The sequence below is a fragment of the Streptomyces katrae genome (genome assembly GCF_002028425.1).
In the GTDB taxonomy this organism is placed as follows: Bacteria; Actinomycetota; Actinomycetes; order Streptomycetales; family Streptomycetaceae; genus Streptomyces; species Streptomyces katrae_A.
This window is the reverse complement of the sequence record NZ_CP020042.1, coordinates 829,955-848,876: the sequence shown is the minus strand read 5'-3', so window position 1 is coordinate 848,876 and position 18,922 is coordinate 829,955. Positions and strand designations below refer to the sequence as shown.

12 protein-coding genes are annotated in these 18,922 nt (G+C 75.8%); 5 read left to right on the top strand and 7 right to left on the bottom strand.

The annotated features are described in order from the left end of the window. Positions 1 to 5 precede the first annotated feature (5 nt). The 3 genes from B4U46_RS03905 to B4U46_RS03895 all read right to left on the bottom strand — a co-directional run bounded on the left by B4U46_RS03905 (position 6) and on the right by B4U46_RS03895 (position 5,422). A complete protein-coding gene (locus B4U46_RS03905) occupies positions 6 to 1,562 on the bottom strand; it encodes a sugar ABC transporter ATP-binding protein (protein WP_079424104.1) in 1,557 nt (518 codons plus the stop codon). A gap of 96 nt (positions 1,563 to 1,658) precedes the next feature. Beyond that, positions 1,659 to 4,355: a SpoIIE family protein phosphatase gene (locus B4U46_RS03900; RefSeq protein ID WP_079431545.1), complete on the bottom strand. Its 2,697-nt coding sequence runs from the start codon at positions 4,353 to 4,355 to the stop codon at positions 1,659 to 1,661. Between the two features lie 131 nt (positions 4,356 to 4,486). After that, entirely contained in the window at positions 4,487 to 5,422 is a 936-nt protein-coding gene (locus B4U46_RS03895; protein WP_079424102.1) for a cyclase family protein, read from the bottom strand. Between the two features lie 144 nt (positions 5,423 to 5,566). Between B4U46_RS03895 and B4U46_RS03890 the strand changes: the two genes are divergently transcribed. From B4U46_RS03890 to B4U46_RS03875, 5 genes are all read left to right on the top strand, one after another. Beyond that, the gene (locus B4U46_RS03890) at positions 5,567 to 6,700 is read left to right on the top strand and encodes a PP2C family protein-serine/threonine phosphatase (RefSeq protein WP_079424100.1); all 1,134 of its coding nucleotides are present in this window, start codon (positions 5,567 to 5,569) and stop codon (positions 6,698 to 6,700) included. A 220-nt stretch (positions 6,701 to 6,920) separates the two neighbouring features. Further along, complete coding sequence (locus tag B4U46_RS37245) at positions 6,921 to 7,514, top strand: hypothetical protein (RefSeq protein WP_159036889.1); 594 nt, start codon at positions 6,921 to 6,923, stop codon at positions 7,512 to 7,514. Positions 7,515 to 7,621: 107 nt separating this feature from the next. Beyond that, positions 7,622 to 8,110, top strand: a complete 489-nt coding sequence (locus tag B4U46_RS36270; RefSeq protein ID WP_107438222.1) for a hypothetical protein — start codon at positions 7,622 to 7,624, stop codon at positions 8,108 to 8,110. Between the two features lie 137 nt (positions 8,111 to 8,247). Further along, on the top strand, positions 8,248 to 8,817 hold the full coding sequence (locus B4U46_RS38300; protein ID WP_100864728.1) for a hypothetical protein: 570 nt from the start codon (positions 8,248 to 8,250) through the stop codon (positions 8,815 to 8,817). Between the two features lie 181 nt (positions 8,818 to 8,998). Continuing rightward, positions 8,999 to 10,039, top strand: coding sequence for a serine/threonine-protein kinase (locus B4U46_RS03875; RefSeq protein ID WP_079424098.1), 1,041 nt, complete (start codon positions 8,999 to 9,001; stop codon positions 10,037 to 10,039). 33 nt (positions 10,040 to 10,072) lie between these two features. Here the strand turns inward: B4U46_RS03875 and B4U46_RS03870 are convergent, their stop codons facing one another. From B4U46_RS03870 to B4U46_RS03855, 4 genes are all read right to left on the bottom strand, one after another. Beyond that, positions 10,073 to 10,321 (bottom strand): response regulator transcription factor, encoded by a 249-nt coding sequence (locus B4U46_RS03870; RefSeq protein ID WP_079424096.1) that lies wholly within the window; start codon positions 10,319 to 10,321, stop codon positions 10,073 to 10,075. 196 nt (positions 10,322 to 10,517) lie between these two features. Further along, a complete protein-coding gene (locus tag B4U46_RS03865) occupies positions 10,518 to 12,476 on the bottom strand; it encodes an ATP-binding SpoIIE family protein phosphatase (protein ID WP_079424094.1) in 1,959 nt (652 codons plus the stop codon). Between the two features lie 198 nt (positions 12,477 to 12,674). Beyond that, positions 12,675 to 13,322: a 4'-phosphopantetheinyl transferase family protein gene (locus tag B4U46_RS03860; protein WP_123995868.1), complete on the bottom strand. Its 648-nt coding sequence runs from the start codon at positions 13,320 to 13,322 to the stop codon at positions 12,675 to 12,677. A 13-nt stretch (positions 13,323 to 13,335) separates the two neighbouring features. Then, the gene (locus B4U46_RS03855; RefSeq protein ID WP_079424090.1) at positions 13,336 to 18,849 is read right to left on the bottom strand and encodes a type I polyketide synthase; all 5,514 of its coding nucleotides are present in this window, start codon (positions 18,847 to 18,849) and stop codon (positions 13,336 to 13,338) included. Positions 18,850 to 18,922: the final 73 nt, after the last annotated feature.

Sequence of the window (18,922 nt, the reverse complement as noted above, 5' to 3'; positions counted from 1 at the left end):
GCCGCTCACGGAGCCCCCGCAGGTCCGGTGATCGCGGGCATGGCCGAGGCGGTGCGGGTGAGTCCGGCCGGGGTCAGGCGGGCGCCGGACAGCTCGGCCGCCACCGATCCGCGGACGAAGACCAGCGCGCGGTGGCAGAGGTCCGCGACCTCCTCGAAGTCGGTGGACACCAGCAGGACCGCCGTCCCGTCGGCGGCCGCCCCGTCGAGCATCCGGTGGACCGCGGCCTTGGCGCCCACGTCCACGCTCGCGGTCGGCTCCTCCAGGACCAGCAGCCGCGGGTGCCCGCGCAGCCACCGGGCCAGGACGACCTTCTGCTGGTTGCCGCCCGACAGGGTGGCCACGGGCACTTCGGTGTCCCGGGGGCGCACCGCGAACCGTTCGGCCAGCGCGGCCGCCTCGCGCCGCTCGCGCCGGGGCCCCAGCCAGCGCCAGGCCGGCACCCCGGCCGCCCTCGGGTTGGCCAGGAGGTTCTCCCGGACCGTCAGGTCGGGGGCGCAGCCCTCCTCCTGTCGGTCGGCGGCCACGAAGCCCACGCCCCGGCGCACCGCCCCGGCCGGTCCGCGCGGCCGGTACGGCCGCCCGTCGAGCAGGACCCGCCCGCCGGACAGCGGCAGCACCCCGGCGAGGGCGCGGCCCAGGTGCGCGTGGCCGGCGCCGGTCAGCCCCACCATGCCCAGGATCTCCCCGGCCGCCAGCTCCAGGCTGACGGGCCCGCCGCCTTCGGTGCTCACGGCGTCCAGGCGCAGGACGGGGGGCCTCCCGGGCGGCGGCGCGGTGCGGGCCGGGCGCCGGGGTCCGGCCGGGGCGCCGCCCGTGATGTCCCGGACCAGCCGGCCGGGGTCGTATCCGGCGAGGGGCCCCCGGGCGGCCGTGCGTCCGTCGCGCAGGACGGCGAAGCAGTCGGCGACCCGGTGGACCTCGTCGAGCCGGTGGGTGACGTAGAGGATGCCGTGGCCCCGGTCGCGCAGGGCGTGCAGGACGTCGAAGAGGCGGGCGCAGTCGGCGGCGGGGAGGGTGGCGGTGGGCTCGTCGAGGACGAGGAGGCGGGTGTCGCGCGCGACGGCCCGGGCGATGGCCACCAGGGAGCGTTCGGCGGGGGCGAGGGAGGCGACGCGGGCGGCGGGGTCCAGATGGCCGGCGACGGCCGCGAGGGCGTCGGCGCACCGCTCCCGGGTGCGCCGCCAGGAGATCAGGCCGAGGCGGCGCGGGTAGCCGGTGCCCAGGGCGGTGTTCTCGGCGACGGTCATCCAGTCGACCAGGCCGGGGTCCTGGTGGATGAAGGACATCGCCGCGCGGGCGGCTCCGGAGCCGAGCGGGTGCCCGGCGACGCTCACCTCGCCCGCGTCGGCCCGGTGGACCCCGGCGAGCACCTTGATGAGCGTGGACTTGCCGGCGCCGTTGGGGCCGAGGAGCGCGAGGACGCTGCCGGCGTTCAGGTCGAGGTCCACCCCGTCCAGGGCGAGGGTGCCGCCGAACCGTTTGCGCAGACCCCGGATCCGCACGAGCGGCTCCGTGTCCGGGTGCGGTGGGGCGTCGTACTCGTCATGGGCGTCGTGCACGGGACGTCTCCGGGGCCGGCCTCGGACCCCCGCACGGGAGGGCGGGACAGGGGGATGCTACTGGCCGTCGGTGCTCATTCCGGGGTACGACGGACGTTATGCGGCATCCAGGGCGCATTCGGCCCAGATCACCTTGCCCCGCGGGGTGTAGCGGGTGCCCCAGGCCTGGGCCAGCTGGGCGACGAGGAACAGGCCGCGGCCGCCCTCGTCCGTGCTGGCCGCCCGCCGCAGGTGGGGGGCGGTGCTGCCGCCGTCGGAGACCTCGCAGATCAGGTTGCGGTCGCGGATGAGGCGGACCCGGATCGGCTCGCCCCCGTAGCGGATGGCGTTGGTGACCAGCTCGCTCAGCAGCAGTTCGGCCGCGAACGCGAGCTCCTCCAGCCCCCATTCGGCCAGCCGCCGGGTGGCGGCGGCGCGGACGTCGCAGACCCTGGCGGGGTCCGCCGGCAGTTCCCAGTCGGCGATCCGCTCGGCGGGCAGGGTGTGGGCGCGGGCGACGAGGAGGGCGATGTCGTCGTCGGGGTGTTCGGGGGCCATGGCGTCCATGACGGCCCGGCAGGTGTCCTCGGGGGCCCGGTCCGGGTGGGCGAGGACGCTCCGCAGCCGGTCGAGGGAGACGTCGATGTCGCGGTGCCGGTCCTCCACGAGGCCGTCGGTGTAGAGGACCAGCGTGCTGTCCTCGGGCAGCTCGAACTCGGCCGTCTCGAAGGGCAGTCCGCCCAGGCCCAGCGGGGGACCGGCGGGCAGGTCGGGGAAGGTCACGGCGCCGTCGGGGTGGACCAGGGCCGGCGGGAGGTGGCCCGCCCGGGCCATGGTGCACAGCCGCGTGGTGGGGTCGTAGACCGCGTACAGGCAGGTGGCCCCGACGACACCCGTGCTGCCCGGGGCCTCGTCGCCGCCCTCCTCCCGGTCCAGGCGGACCAGGAGGTTGTCCAGGTGGGTGAGGAGCTCGTCGGGGGCGAGCTCCAGTTCGGCGAAGGTGCGGGCGGCGGTCCGCAGCCGGCCCATCGTGGCGGCGGCGTGCAGTCCGTGGCCGACGACGTCGCCGACGAGGAGGGCGACCCGGGTGCCGGAGAGCGGGATGACGTCGAACCAGTCGCCGCCGACCCCGGACTCGGCGGGCAGGTAGCGGTGGGCGACCTCGACGGCGCCCTGTTCGGGCAGGCCGCGCGGCAGGAGGCTGCGCTGGAGGGCCAGGGCCAGGTTGTGCTCCCGGGTGTAGCGGCGGGCGTTGTCGATGCACAGGGCGGCGCGGGCGGCGAGCTCCCCGGCGAGCCGGGTGTCGTCGTCCCCGAACGGGGCCGGGTCCTGGGAGCGGTAGAAGCTCGCGATGCCCAGCAGCACCCCGCGGGCCAGCAGCGGGACGACGATGAGGGAGTGCACCCCGTGCTCCAGGAGCCGGCGGGCCCGTTCCGGGTTCTGGGCGATCCAGCCGGCCGCGGAGCCCAGCTCGGGCTCCAGGACGGGGTGCCCGCCGGTCAGGCAGCGCATGTGCGGGGTGCCGGGGAGCAGCCGCACGTGCTGCCCGGCCGGGTAGAAGGGGCAGTCGTCGCGGATGCCGTGGACCACCGTGCGGTGCAGCTCGGCCCCCGGGTCGGCGGACTCCTCGCCGTGCAGGACGGACTCGGGCAGGTCGACGGTGACGTAGTCGGCCAGCCGGGGGACGGCCGTCTCGGCGAGTTCCAGGGCGGTGCGGGCCACGTCCAGGGTGGTGCCGATGAGGCTGCTGGCCTCCGCCAGCAGTTCCAGGCGCCGCCGGGCCGCGACGGCGTACTTGCCGACCTCGGGCTCGCCGACCAGCACCAGGCCGCGGAACGCGTCCGGCGGCCGGGACGGAGACGCGGACGGGGACGCGGACGGGGCGTGGGGGCCGGGCGGGCCGGCGCCGATGACGGCCTCGACGACCATGCCGTCCACCCCGGTGCCGCTGGTGAGCGGGCGGCTGAGCAGGGTGGCCTCGCCGCCGTGGGGGAGGGCCACGCCGAAGGCGCCCCGGCGGGCCGAGGAGATCAGCTCGGTGGCCCGCTCCCTGAGGACCGCCCGGTCGTGCGGGTCCAGGCCCGGTGCGGCGGGGCCGGGCGGCACCGCCGTCCCGTCCGCCGCGCCGGGCCCGGCCGGGGCCGTCCCGGCGAGCCGTTCGGCGTCGAGGTAGGTGTGCAGCAGGCCGCGCTCGCGCTCGGCGCTCTGGGCCATCAGCCGCCGCTCGATCGTGCCGACCGCGCGGCCCAGCAGGACCGGCAGGTCCGGGTGCTCGTAGGCGTAGGGGTAGCCGAAGCAGAGCACGCCGACGATGTGCCCGCTGAGCTGGTCGCGGATGGGAGCGGCGCAACAGGCGTTCGACTGGGCGCGCTCGGCGAAGTGCTCGGCCCGGTAGACCTGCACGGGCCGGCGTTCGGCCAGTGCGAGGCCGATGCCGTTGGTTCCGCCGTACCGCTCGGCGAAGACGAAGCCCGGCTGGCTCTGGATGGGGGGCAGGCTCCGGGCCAGGGAGGGCTCGCCGAAGCGGCGCTGCAGCACCATGCCGTCCGCGTCGGTCACCGAGATGTTCATCCGGCTGCCGGAGAACCGCTGCTGTAGCTCGTCGAGGACCGGTCCGGCGGCCCGGACGAGCCGGCTGTCGGGATCGAAGTCCTCCCGGTAGGGGAGATCGGACTCGTCGGGGGAGAGCCCCAGCAGCCGGCAGCGCAGCCAGGAGTTCAGAATGGGCCCGCGCACCGTGTCCTCCACCGGATCGCCCCCCAGGAAGCGCTCACGGGAGCGTGCCGGGCCGGTCTGGTCTCCCGTGACCCCCATCTGCATCACTTCCCTGCCGGGGTGAACCCGGCCGCTTAGGGATGATCGCCGTGGTCCGTGCCGTGTGCTCTGGTCCGTGCGGTGAAACGTCAATCAGTGCGTTTCGAGTATATTCCGGGTGTTTTCCCCCTTCACAGGACGGCGACCGGATTGACCGGCGACCCCGTCCCGCCCGGCACGTTCAGGGGCGTCACGACGAGCAGGAACGCGTACCGTCCGGTTCCGGCGCAGGCGGCGGACAGCCCCTCCAGGTCCAGGTTGTCCAGCAGGGGCACCCCCATGGCCGTGAGCGCGAGGGTGTGGACCGGGGAGTGCACGCCCTCGACCGGCGAGGGGCGCAGGTCGCCGTCCCCGTCCGAGCCCAGCAGACTGATCCCCCGCTCGGCGAGCAGGGGCACCGCGTCCACGTGGAATCCCGCGCTCGCCGCGTCGAGGTCCCACGGGCCCAGCTCCCGGCGGCGCCGGAAGCGGCCCGTGCGCAGCAGCACCGCGCAGCCCTCGTCGATCTGCGCGCCGAGCGCCCGTTCCGCGGCCAGCACGTCGCCCGCCCGCACCGCCCGCCCGGGCTCCAGCCAGCCGGCCCCCAGGACGGCGGGCAGGTCCAGCAGCACGCCCTTGGTGACGAGCGGCCCCAGGGCGGCCACCGAGCCGAAGCGGGCGCCGCCCGAGCCGACGGAGTCGCGGGCCGGGCGGCCCCCGTAGAGCTCCCCCCGGTAGGCGATGTGGCACAGCGCGTCGAGGTGGCTGACGGACTTGCCGTGGTAGTCGGCGCCGAGGAAGTCCTTGTGGGCGGTCGGCTCCGGGGACTCCACGTCGCCCAGGTCGGTCATGTGGTGCAGGGCCGGCCGAGGGTTGTCCGGGGCGGGCCGGGTGTCCCACGGCCGCCCGAGCGGCACCGTCGCACCGTCGCGGACCAGGGCCGCCGCCCGCCGCACATGGCCGGGGGTGACCCGGTTCCAGGCGCCCCGGGCGGCCGGGTCCCAGCGGCCCCAGGTGCGGACCTCGGCGAACAGGGCGTCGAACTCCTCCCGGGAGACCCGGGGGACCTGGGCGGGGTCGGTGCTCATGCGGGGGGGCGCTCCGGTGTCGCGGGGGCCGGCGGCGGGCCGTTTCCGCATCCCTACCCCCTGCGCCGGGCCCCCGGACGGCGGTCCGGCGCGACGCGCCGCACGAAGTGGCGGCCGTACGCCCGGGCGGGGCAGGCTGGACACATGAGAGCGCCCTGGCGCTCGCCCCCGGGACCGGGAGCCGGCGGCCACCACCAGATCCTCTTCGCCCTCGCGCAGGCACTCCCCTTCGCGGTCGCCCTCGTGGTGCTCGTCGTCGAACTCACTCCCGCGCACGCCGTGTACTCCGGCCCGCTGCTGGTCGCCACCCCCGCCCTCGCTGCGGTGGCCCTCGGCCCCGCGGGCACGCTCGCGGCGGCCGGACTGGCCCTCGCGGTCAGCGTCGTCACCGCCACGTACAACCACGCCTGGGGCGGCCAGCAGGTCTACACCAACCTCCTGGCCCTCGTCCTCGTGACCACGGCCAGCGTCATGACCAGCCGCACCGTCCGGACCCGCCGGGACCACGAGCTGGGACAGGTCCGCCGGATCGCCGAGGCCGCCCAGGAGGTCCTGCTGCGGCCCGTGCCCGCCCGGCTGGGTCCCGTACGGGCCGCCAGCATGTACCTGGCCGCCGAGACGGGCGCGCAGATCGGCGGCGACCTCTACGACGCCGTCCAGACCCGGTACGGGATCCGGCTGATCGTCGGGGACGTCCGCGGCAAGGGACTGCCGGCCGTGCGCGCCGCCGCCGTCGTCCTGGGCGCCTTCCGGGAATCCGTGCACTACGAGGACGACCTGGTGGAGGTCGTCCGGCACTGCGGGGCGGCCCTGCGCCGGGACGCCGCCACCCCGGGCGCGGGCCTGGCCCAGGGGGACGACGTCCTCCTGGAGGGCTTCGTGACCGCGCTGGTGGCCCAGGTCCCCGACACCCTCGACGTCCAGGTCGTCAACCGGGGCCATCCGCCCCCGCTGCTGCTGCGCGACGGCGAGGTCCGCCCCCTCGCGCCCGCCGTCCCGCTGCCGCCGCTCGGCCTGGAGGAGTTCATCAGCGGTCCCCCGGGGAGGACGGACAGCTATCCGTTCCTGCCGGGGGACCGGCTGCTGCTGCACACCGACGGGGTCATCGAGGCCCGCGACGGCGACAACGCCTTCTTCGACCTGGCCGGGGCCATGGAGAAGCTGTGCGACCGCACCCGGCAGTCCTTCCTGGAGGGCCTGCGCCAGGCCCTGCTGCGCCATGCGCGGGGCCGCCTGGCCGACGACGTGGCGGTCGTCCTGGTCGACCGGGTCGGCTGAGCGCCGCTTTTATCCGCCGACCGCGGCCCTGTCAAGTCCCGACTTTCCGGAACGTGACCCTGCCGTGCCCGCTGGGGCTTACTTGAGGAGCGGAAAGGAAACGAGGAAACAGGAAAGAGAAGGAAATCCTCCAGAAGGAATTCCCGATCGATCCCCTCACCGCACCGCCCCGAAATTGCGGGGCACCCCGATAAATATCAGGCACAGTCAGGAGAAAGTCATGAACCGCAAGTTTGACACCACCGGCACCGTTCGTCCGACGCGCAGGGGATTCCGTCTCGCCACTCTGGCGGCCGCGGCGGCCATCGTCACCGGAGGCGTCGTTCTCCCGGCCTCGACGGCCATGGCGGCCCCCACTCCGTCCCACGTGGTCACCGCCCTCCCCCACGGCGGCGGCAAGGGCGGGGACGGCGGCGACGGCGGCGGCGGCCTGATCGGCGGCGGCGGTGGCTCCGGCGGCTCCGGCGGCGGCAGCGTCTTCGGCACCGGAGGCGACGGCGGCAAGGGCGGCAACGGCGGCAACGGCGTCCTCTCCGGCGGTGGCGGCGGCGGTGGCGGCGGTGGCGGCGACGGCGTCATCGGCGGTAACGGCGGCGGCGGCGGCAAGGGCGGCTCCGGCCTCTTCGGCGGGAACGGCGGCGGCGGCGGCAGCGGCGGCGACGGCATCCTCAAGGGCGGCAACGGCGGCAAGGGCGGCGGCGGCGGGTTCGGCGTCTTCCAGGGCGGCAACGGCGGCAAGGGCGGCACCGGCGGCCTCGGCATCTTCGGCGGCCTCGGCGGCGGCGGTGGCGCCGGCGGCGGAAGCATCTTCTGACCGGCCCCGGCATGACGGGGTGGAGGCCCTCGGGCCTCCACCCCCCCACCCCCCCCCGATCCCATCCCATCCTCTGACTCGAACGTTCTCTGAACGGAGAAACCCCCATGTTCACGATCCCCTTCCAGCGTCCGCTCATCCTGGCCGCGGCCTCCCTGGCCCTCGTCACCGGTACGGCCTGCGCCGCGCAGGCGGCGGTGTCCCACACCCCGGCGGCCACCAGCGCCTCGGCCCCCGGCCTGCAGACCTCGGACTGCGTCCTGGGCGGCGCGGGCGGCGCGGGCGGCGCGGGCGGCGAAGGCGGAAAGGGCGGCGAGGGCGGCAAGGGCGGTCAGCCCGGCCAGCCGGGCGAGCCCGGCAAGCCCGGCGGAACGGCTTGCCTCGGCTTCGGCGACCTGCCCGACAAGCCCAAGTCGGAGCTGACGGTGGTGGACAAGGTGCGCATCGTGCTCACGGTGATGGCCGCCGACGACTCCAAGGCGATGAAGGACAAGATCGCCGACAAGTACAAGATCACCACCGAGCAGATCGACACCTGGAAGAAGCAGTACCTCGACGGAGACTGGTTCGCCCTGATGAGCGGCTCCGCCGGCTGATCAGTCGAGGCGGGCGAGCCGAAACGGAAAGGCTCCCGGGCGCCCCGGCCCGAAACGGCCGGGGCGCCCTGCGCATCCCGATGGAAAAAGACTTCTCAGCCGTAGCGGAAACCGTTCCCCAGCAAGGAAGAAATGCCATGCGTGTACGTTCTTGGAAGCTTCGTCTCGGTCTCGTCGTCTCCACCACCCTCCTCGGCGCCGGAGCCCTCGCACCGATCGCCTCCGCCGCCCCGGCCGCCCCGGCGGTCCAGCCGGCCCAGGTCCTCGCACACCACGGCTCCGGCTCCGGCAGCCCGGTCGGGAAGATCTTCGGCGGCTCCGGCACCGGCACCGGCGGGGTCAAGATCGGCAACGGCAGCGTCCGCGTCGGCGACAACGTCTGCGCCGGCCGCTGCAACGGCACCGTCAACGGCACCAACGGAAGCAACGGCGGCGTCTGCGCCGGCCTCTGCAACGGCAGCGCCAACGGCGGAGACGGCACCACCGGAACGGCCGGCGGCAACGGCACCGACGGCGGCAAGGGCGGCATCTGCGCCGGCGTCTGCCGCGGCAGCGCCAACGGCGGCAACGGCGGCAACGGCGGCGACGCCCCTCCCGGGGGCGACGGCGGCGACGGCGGCCGGGGCGGCAACGGCGGCATCTGCATCGGCGTCGGCTGCGAGAGCAGCGGGTCCGGCGGCCGCGGCGGCAACGGCGGCTCCGACTGACCCCGGGCCGAAGCACCCTCGGACGTCCTCCGGAGCACCCGCCCCGGAGGACGTCCCGTGCGTAGGGCGCCCCCCGACGACGAGGGGCACCCCGGAGCACCACTCGATAGACTTTCGATGACGAAGAGCGGCCCGCCGCGCCCCCAGCGCGACCGCGGCGGCCGGGTGAGGGCGGCGCCTGATGGGCACGGCATCCAATCTGCACCTGTACGCGGGCCGGGCCTCCGGGCTCATCGGCCGGCAGATCGCCGGCTACCTGGTCGAGCGCATGATCGGCCGCGGTGGCATGGCCGTCGTCTACCAGGCCAGGGACCTGCGGCTGGACCGCACGGTCGCGCTCAAGCTGATCGCCCCCGAACGCGCCCGCGACGAGACCTTCCGGCGCCGCTTCACCCACGAATCACGGGTGGCCGCCTCCATCGACCACCCCCACATCGTGCCCGTCTTCGAAGCCGGCGAGACCGACGGCGTCCTCTACATCGCCATGCGCTACGTCGCCGGCCTGGACCTGCGGGCCCTGCTGGACCGGGAGGGACCGCTCCCCGTCGCCACCGCCCTGCGGATCGTCGGCCAGCTGGCCTCCGCGCTCGACGCGGCCCACCGCCACGACCTCGTCCACCGGGACGTCAAGCCCGGCAACGTCCTGGTCGCCGCGGGCACCGACAGCGACCACCCCGAGCACATCTACCTCACCGACTTCGGACTCACGAAGAAGGCGCTGTCACCCACCGGTTTCACCACCGCCGGGGAGTTCGTCGGCACGGTCGACTACATGGCACCCGAGCAGATCTCCGGCCGCCCGGTGGACGGCAGGTGCGACCTCTACAGCCTGGCCTGCGTGGTCTACGAAACCCTCGCGGGCGGGCCGCCCTTCGGACGCGACACCGACCCGACCGCGCTGCTGTGGGCGCACCAGTACGACCAGCCCCCGCCGCTCACCGGGAAACGGCCGGACATCGCCCCCGCCGTCGACGAGGTGCTGGCCAAGGGCCTGGCGAAGGTGCCCGAGGACCGCTACGACACCTGCCTGGAGTTCGTCGCCGCCCTGCGCGCCGCCACCGGCACCCCCGCCCGCCGCGTCGACGCCGAGCCCGGGCCCGGGCACCCGCCCACCGAGGTCTGCGTGATCCCCGAGCCGCCGCAGGAGCCCCCGGCCTGGGCCCTGCCCGTCTTCCGCGCACAGCACGACGGCCCGTACGGCGCGATGCCGTACGGGCCGTAGGGCCGGGAGACCGGGGGGCCGGTGCCCTGTGGGTCAGAGGCCCAGCGAGATGGCCAGGCGGGTCAGCTCGGCCGTGGTGTTGACACCGAACTTGGCGCGGATGCGGCGCAGGTAGGCGTCGACGGTGTGCTTGGAGAGACCCATGTGCCGGGCGGCCTGGAGGTAGGTGCACCCGGCGGCGATGTGGCGCAGCGCCTCCTGCTCACGCGGGGCGAGAGAGGTGGAGGCCGAGTTCGAGGTCGAGGGGGCTTCGACGTGCTCCAGGACGAGGGTGAGGCTCATGGGATTTCCTCCGCCGTGTCGGCTCGGTCATCGCTGCTGCTCACACCCTTGGAAGCAGAGGGACATATATCGGAATGTCGCTGTATGTCCCTGTTAAAGAGCTTGCGGGCGCCACTTCATGGAGTTGTCCGTCGACTGTCACAGGCGCGTCACAGGGAACCGGAACACGGAACCCGGAGCCGCACCACGCCCTCCCTCAGAACCCCACGAGGGACTGCTCGGCCCAGATGGTCTTGCCGGTGGGGGCGTGCCGCGTGCCCCAGCGCTCGGCCAGCTGGGCCACCAGCAGCAGCCCCCGCCCTCCCTCGTCGAAGGTCCGGGCCCGCCGCATGTGCGGGGCCGTACTGCTCGCGTCGGAGACCTCGCAGATCAGCGTGTCGTTCTCGTGGATCAGGCGCAGCTGGATGGGCGGCCGGCCGTAGCGGATGGCATTGGTGACCAGCTCGCTCACCACCAGCTCGGCGACGAACGAGGCCTCGTCCAGCTCCCACGCCGTCAGCTGCTCGGTGGTGTACCGGCGGGCGTCGGCGACGACCGAGGGATCCGACGGCAGGTCCCACACCACCACCTTGTCGGTGTGCAGGGCCCGGGTCCGGGCCACCAGCAGCGCCACGTCGTCCTCGGGACGGCGGGTCAGCAGCGCCGTCAGCACCCGGTCGCACACCGTGTCCAGCGCCGCGGCGGGCTTGGTCAGCGCGGAGAACAGGGTGTCCAGGGCCTCGTCCAGGTCGCGCTCCCGGATCTGGAGCAGCCCGTCGGTGTACAGGGCGAGCAGACTGCCCTCGGGCAGCTCCACCTCGATCGTCTCGAACGGCAGGCCCCCCAGCCCGAGCGGCGGCCCGGCCGGCACGTCGAGCAGGTACACCGAACCCTCCGGGGACACCACGGCCGGCGGCGGGTGCCCGGCCCGGGCCACGGTGCAGAGCCGGGTCACCGGGTCGTAGACCACGTACAGGCAGGTCGTCCCGATGCCCCCCGCGGACTCCTCGGGCGCGTCCGGATCGGCCTCGTCGGCGGACAGGTGGATGATCAGGTCGTCCAGGTGGGTCAGCAGCTCGTCGGGCGGCAGGTCCACGTCCGCGAGGGTGCGCACGGCCGTCCGCAGCCGGCCCATGGTCGCGGAGGCCCGGATGCCGTGCCCGACCACGTCCCCCACCACCAGCGCCACCCGCGCCCCGGACAGCGGGATCACGTCGAACCAGTCGCCGCCCACACCGGCCTCACCGCCCGCGGGCAGGTAACGGGTGGCGATCTCCAGCGCCCCCTGCTGGGGGAGGGTGTGCGGGAGCAGGCTGCGCTGCAGCGTCATCGTGGTGGTGTGCTCGCGGTGCTCCCGGCCGGGCCCGTCCGGCGGCGCGGCGCCCTCGGCCGGCCGGGCGGTCAGTTCCTCGGCCAGCCGCAGGTGCTCGGGGTGCGGGGCGTGCTCGGCCGAACCGCGGTCGTGCGCGGCCAGGCACACCGCCCGCACCCGCCCGTCCCGGTCGCGCAGCGCGGCCAGCGAGGTCTCCCAGCCGTGCTCGGACCCCTCGCCCGTCAGGGGGACGAACGCGGTCAGCTGCTGCGGCTCGCCGGTCTCGACGACCAGGCGCATCCGGCGTTCCGTCTCGTCGCTCACCGGGTCCGGGGCGATCTCCGGCAGCCGCAGCCCGCGCATCTGCTCCTCGGTGAGGGAGAGGGTGCGCTGCATGCCCGTGTTGGCCCGCTGCAGCCGCAGGTCCGCGTCGAAGACCGCCAGGAAACAGGGCGACTGGGCGAACGCCCACTCGTTCAGCGGAGCCTCCCAGGACGGCTCGGCCGCACCCGGCACCGCGGACACCACCGTCCACTTGACGGTCCCGCCCGTCGACGTCCACCGGTGCGCGAGCAACGGCACCTCCACGCGCCGCCCGTCCCGGTGCCGCAGCGCCACCGTGCCGTTCCACCGGTCCCGCCCCGGCCCGGTCTCCCAGACGGCCCCGCCGTCCTCGGCCAGCAGCCGGGCCGCGGGCTGCCCCACGACCTCGGAGGAGGCGTATCCGAGCAGCCGGCGGGCGCCTGCGCCCCACTCGGTCACGACGCCGTCCTCGGCGATCGTGGCCGTGGCGGTGTACGCCGCCCCGGCGGAGCCGCTCGTCTCCAGCGGCCGATCACCGGGAAAGGTGGGAAGTTGCGCCATCGCCGCTCATCTCGCCCTCGCTAGTCCGGCCAGGGTGCTCCACTGACAAGCATGATCCGGCGGGGCGGGGAGCACCAACGCAACGCGGTGCCGTCCGCCGTGTCAGGGACCGGTGGGGGCGCCGCGTCACGGGCCGGTGGGGGCGCCGCGTCACGGGCCGGTGGGGGCGCCGTGTCACGGGCCGGTGAGTCCGCCGTGTCACGGACCCGTGAGGACGAGGGCCACGACCGCCTCCTCGGTCCGCCAGGCCATCGCCCGGCGCGGCCCGCCGAGCGCGGGAGGCCGCAGCCCCAGCAGCGGGACCCGGCGCGGCGCGGGGCCGAACACCCCGCTGCGGTCGGCCTTGACCGCGGCCTCCTTCAGCGCCCACGCCCCGGCCAGCGCCTCGGCCCGGTCCGGGCCGATCAGGGAGAGCTCCCCCGCGGAGAAGGCGTGGTCCGCGACCCGGCGCACGGCGGCGGCGGAGGCCGTCTCGCACAGGTCCACGCCCACCGGCCGCCACGCCAGCGCTGCGGCGGCGTGGCCGGGGGTGTGGCTGATGGAGACGTGCACGCGGGGCAGCGGCAGGCCGCCGACGAGGAGCTGCGGGCTGCCGTCGTCCCTGGGCAGGACCTCCACCTCCCGCGCCGGCGCCCCGAGGAGTTCGCCGGCCAGCCGCTTGGCGAGGAGGCGGCCCGCCATCCACTCGGACCGCCGCCAGGCCGGCAGCGCGCGGGCCACCCGCTGTTCGGCGGGGGAGAGGCACAGCGGCAGGTGGGTGAGGTCGGGGCGGTGGGCCACGAGCAGCCCGGCCCCGCCCCAGTGGTGCACGCGGCCCGGGGCGAGCGGCAGGAAGACGGTGTCCATGGCGGGCCCCGGGTCAGGCGGCGGCCGGCGCCGCGTCGGCGGCACCGCCGGATTCCGCCGCCTCGAGCCGGCGCAGTTCCCGCGTCAGGGCGGTCACCGTCCGGCGGATCTGCTCGGGCGTGTGGTCGCGGGTGACGAAGAACCGCAGCCGGGCCTTCTCCTCCGGGACGGCCGGATGGAGGATGGGGTTGACGCTGATGCCCTGCCGGAACAGGGCCTCCGCGAGGCGCAGGGTCTTGGCCGAGTCCCCGACGATGCACGGCACGACCGGCGTGTCGTGGCTGTCGCCGGTGTCGAGGCCCGCCGCCCGTGCGAGACGGGTGAACAGGGCGGCGTTCGCCGTCAGGCGGGCCACCCGCTCCGGCTCGGCCCGCAGCAGGCGCAGCGCGGCCAGGGAGGCGGCGGTGTCGGCCGGGGTCAGCCCGGCGCTGTAGACGAACCCGGGGGCGGTGTAGCGCAGGTACGAGACCACCCGTTCGGTGCCCGCGACGTAGCCGCCGCAGCCGGCCAGGGCCTTGGAGAGGGTGCCCGCCCAGAGGTCGACGGCCGCGCGGTCGACGCCGTGGTACTCCCCGACGCCCCCGCCGGTCGGGCCGATCGTCCCGATGCTGTGCGCCTCGTCGACCATCAGCAGGGCGCCGTGCCGGCGCTTGACCTCGATGAGGGCGGGCAGGTCGGCGATGTCGCCGTCCATGCTGTACACGCCTTCGACGACCACGAGCACCCTGCGGTACTGGTTGCGGATCTGTGCGAGGAGGGCGTCCAGGGCGGCGACGTCGTCGTGCGGGAACGGCCGGCGCGTGGCGCCGGAGAGCCGGCAGCCCTGCAGGATGCTGTCGTGGGCGAGGGCGTCGTGGACCACGAGGTCCCCGGGCCCCACGAGGTGCCCGATGACGGTGACGTTCGTGGCGTGGCCGTTGGCCAGGGCGAGGGCGTCCTCGCAGCCGAGCAGACCGGCGAGTTCCGCCTCCAGCTCCAGGTGGAGCGGGCGGTTGCCGGACAGCAGCCGGCTGGCGGACACCGAGGTGCCGTAGCGTTCCACGGCCTCGGTGGCCGCCGCCGTGACCTGCGGGTCCGTTGCCATGCCGAGGTAGTTGTAGCCGGAGAAGGAGACGAGCTCCCGGCCGTCGACCACGGTGGTGCCGGTCAGGCCGCCCTCGTGGACGAGGAAGTACGGGTTGGCCAGCCCCGTCCGGTCGAGGAGCGCGAGGCGCTCGCCGTGGCGGGCGACCTCGGGGAAGCACTCGATCCGCGTGTGCGCGTCGGGCAGCGAGTGCCCTGCGGGCGGCGGGTCGCAGCCGGGCGCCGGCCCGGCCGCGGGGGCCGCGGCCGCGGGGGCGGCGGGCGGCGCGGGGAGGGCCACCGGCGCGGCCTCGGAGGGGGCCTCCGGAGACACCTCCGGTACGGCCGCCGGTGCGGCCTCGGGGGACATGCCGGGTGCGGGGGCCGGGGTGGCGGGCCGGGCGGGGGCGGCCGGCGGGCTGAAGTCCGTCGGTGCGGCGGCTGGTGCGGCCTCGGGGGAGACCTCCGGTACGGGGACCGTGGCGGCCGGCTCCGGCACGGCCTGCGGTACGGGGACCGGGGTGGCGGCGGCGATCAGCGCGGCCAGCCCGGCGATGGTCGGCCGGTCGGCGGCCCTCTCGTCGAGGGCCCACTGCGGCCACTGCCGGGCCAGGGCCGTGAACAGGTCGGTCAGCATCAGCGAGTCGAAACCGAGGTCGTCGACCAGGAGCTGGTCCCCGCGCAGATGGCTGACGGGGAAGGCACTGACCCGGGCCACGTGCGCGAACACGGACTCGGTGACCACGTCGGCCGTGGCTCCCGCCTGGGTGGTGTCGGCCGCGCCGGAGCCGGCCGGGGGCGACGACGCCTCCGGGGCGGTCGCGGCGGGCACGGGCTCCTCGCGGGCCGGCACGCGAGGAGCGAGCGGGCCGGCGGGAGCCGGTACGGAGGCCGGCGGGGCGGGCACCCGGTCGGCGGACGCCGCCCCGACGCCGCCCCCTGCCGGCACCGTGGCCGCCGAGGTCAGGGCCGGGCCTTGCGGGGCAGGGCCGGCCGGGTCCGGTGCTGCCGGCGGAGGACCGGCGAGGCCGGTGGCGGCCGGGGCCCGGTCGGCCGGGTGCCGGCCGCCTGCGGCCTGGGCGTCCGCGGCCCGGGTTTCCGCTGCCGGAACGTCCGGGGCAGGGGCAGGGGGCCGGCCGGCGGGGGTTGTCCGGGTGGGGACCGTGGGTTCGGGGGCGGTCGCCGAGGTCAGGGCCGGGCCTTGCGGGGCAGGGCCGGCCGGGTCCGGTGCTGCCGGCGGAGGACCGACGGGGCCGGTCGCGGCCGGGGCCCGACCGGCCCGGGTGTCCGCGGCCCAGGGGTCCACAACCGGCGCGGCTGCTGCCTGAGCGTCCGCTGGCGGGGTGGCACCGGCCGTGGCGTCCACGGCCGGGCCTGCCTCAGCCGGGCCTACCTCAGCCGGGCCTGCGGTGGCCGGGCCTGCCTCGGCCTGGCCTGCCTCGGCCTGGGCCGTGTCGGCCTGGGTCGTGTCGGACGGGGCCGTGACAGTCGCGGGGGCGGGGTCCGGGGGTGTTTGTGCGGGAGCCGGGCGGGGGGACGGGAGGGCGTTCGTGAGGTGGGTGAGGAGGGCCGCCTGGTGGCGGATCATGCGCAGGAGTTCGTACGCGGTGTCGTCCGACGGAGGCTCCGTGGGCGCGACGGGCCGGGCCGTGGCGCGTCCCGCCGGGGCGGGGCGCTTGCCCGGTACCCAGTAGGACTGGGTGTCCAGCTCCGCCGGCGGCAGGTCCAGCAGCCGGCGGTGCTCGGCCGGTACCAGGCCCCGCGGGTCGACCGGGGCGCCCAGGACCGCGAGCCGGGCCAGGGTCCGGACGAAGCCGCGGCCGTCCTCCCGTTCCACCGCGTCGGCGGCGAAGAGGTGCACGTCGTCGTGGTGGTAGAGGGTGCGGCGTACCGGGGTGAGCAGCGAGCTCCCGCCGTTGACCTGGAGGAACACGCGCGCACCCTGTTCGTAGGCGGTGCGGACCGCGTCGCCGAAGCGGACCGGCGCGGACGCGTGCCGGGCCCACAGCCCGCGCAGCGCGGCGGGGTCCGCGCACCGTTCCCCGTTCACCGACGAGACGAACGGCACCACGGGAGCGACGATCCGCCGGGCGGCGAGGAGCGTGCGCACCTCCTCCTCGGCCGGGGCCAGCAGCGGGGAATGGAAGGCCCCCGCCACCTCCAGCGCCACCGTGACCACTCCGGCCCCGGCACAGGCCTCCCGCAGGGCGGCCAGGCCTTCCGCGGTGCCGCTGACCACGATCTGGCGCTGCTCGTTGAAGCAGGCCGGCCACACGCCGTCGATCCCCTCGACCAGCCGCCGGCAGGTCTCCTCGTCCGTCTGCACGGCGAGCATCCCGCCCGGCGGGCCGTTCTCCGCCGCCCGCCCCAGGGCCGCGCCCCGCCCGGCCAGCAGCCGTACGGTGTCCTCGCCGGTCAGCGCCCCTGCGGCGGCCGCCGCCGCGAACTCCCCGACGCTGTGGCCGAGGGTGAGGTCCGGGGTGATGCCGCAGTCGGCGAGGAAGCGGGTGGCGGCGACCTGGACGGTGCCCAGCACCGGCTGGCAGACCTCGGTGGCGGTGAGCCGCCGCATGGCCTCCTCAGCCTGGCCGCGGGCGGAGCCCGTCCCGTACAGCAGGGCGGCCGTGTCCGGTCCGGCCACCGCGCCCAGGGCGTCGACGGCCGTACGGAACCCGGCGTACCGCTCGTAGAGGTCGCGCATCATGCCCGGCCGCTGGCTGCCCTGGCCGGGGTAGAGCAGGGCGATGCGGCGCTGCGCGGCCGGCAGCGGGGCCTCGGCGGCGAAGGCGTCGTCGCCGAGGTCACCCCGGGCGCCGTCCTCCAGCTGCCGGCGGGCCCGGCGCAGCCGCTCCGTGAACTCCTCCGTGTCGGCGGCCACGATCGCCAGGCGCGTCTTCAGCGGCTGACGCCCGCCCAGGGTGTGGGCCAGCGCCCCCAGCGGGGGCCGGTCCGCCGGGTCGAGTGCCTCGAGGGCGCCGAGCACGTCGCCGATGTGCCGGTCCAGCAGGCGGGGGCTGCCGGCCGAGAGGAGGACCAGCTGGGGCGTGCCGGCGCCGTGAAAGGGGGGCTCCGGAGGCGGGCCGGCCGGCGCCGGCGCGGGCCGCTCCTCCAGCACCACGTGGACGTTGGTGCCGCCGAAGCCGAAGGAGCTCACGGCCGCCCGCAGCGGGGCGTTCCCGTCCGCCCACGGCCGCGGGGCCTCGGCGAAGCGCAGGCCGGCCGCGGCGACGCCCAGTTCCGGGTGCGGGGCGGTGCGCGGCTGCGGCACGATCGTGCGGTGGTGGACCACCAGGGCCGTCTTGATCAGGCCCGCGATGCCCGCCGCCGACAGCGAGTGCCCGATGAGGGCCTTGCCCGAGCCGAGGTAGCACAGGCTCGGGTCGTCGTCCGGCCACTCGGTGCGCAGCCGCCGCAGTGCCTCGATCTCGGCGCGGTCGCCCGCGGCGGTGCCGGTGCCGTGGGCCTCCAGGAAGCCGACGGAGGACGGCGGGACCCCGGCGTCCTCGTACGCGCGGCGCATGGCGCGCAGCTGGCCCTCGGCCGTGGGCACCAGCGGGCCGGGGGAGGCCCCGTCGTTGGCGGAGCCGATGCCCCTGATCACGGCGTAGACGCGGTCCCCGGCGGCGAGCGCGTCGGCGAGCGGCCGGATGACGACCGTGCCGGCGCCCTCGCCGAGGACGAAGCCGTCGGCCTCCGCGTCGAACGGGCGGCACACCCCGGCCGCGGACAGCGCGCGCAGCCGGGAGAAGCCGATCAGGCTGTCGGGCGTGAGGTTGAGGTACACGCCGCCGACGACGGCGATCCGGCAGGCGCCCCGGTGCAGCTGGGCGATCGCCTGGTCGAGGGCGACGAGCGAGCCGGAGCAGGCGGCGTCGACGGCGAAGCTGGGGCCACCGAGGTCGAACTGCCGGCTCACCGTGCCGGAGGCCATGTTGAGCAGGCTCCCGGGCAGCGTGAAGGACTGCACGGTGCCGAACCGCTGGGCCTGCTCCCGGGCGGCGTCGCGGTCGAAGGAGCCGTCCGCGGCCCCCTCCTGCTCGGCCAGGGAGATCGCGCGCAGCGGGGCCGCCATCAGGTCCTTGTAGTCGGAGACCGAGATGCCGAAGAAGACGCCGGTGTTCTCCCGGTCGAAGTCGCCGCGCCCCATCCCCGCGTCCTCGAGCGCCTCGCGGGTGACGTCGAGCATCAGCCGGTGCTGCGGGTCCATGGCCCGGGCGCGCGCGGGGGGCACCCCGTAGTGGAGGGCGTCGAAGCGGTCCACGCCGTCCAGGAAGGCGACCTGGTCGGTGTAGGCGGCGTGCGTGGCCGAGTGGTTGCCGGGCTCGTGGAAGGTTCCGTGGTTCCAGCGCTCCGCCGGGACGGGGGAGAACTGGCGCTCTGCGCTCATCAGGAGCTTCCAGTAGGCGCGGGTGTCGCGGGCGCCCGGGAAGCGGCAGCCGAGTCCGGTGATGGCGATGTCGGTCATGAGGGTCTTCCTTCGGTCTTCCGTGTCGTGGTGACGGGGGAGGGGGGACGGGTCGAGGGGGAACGGGTCGGGG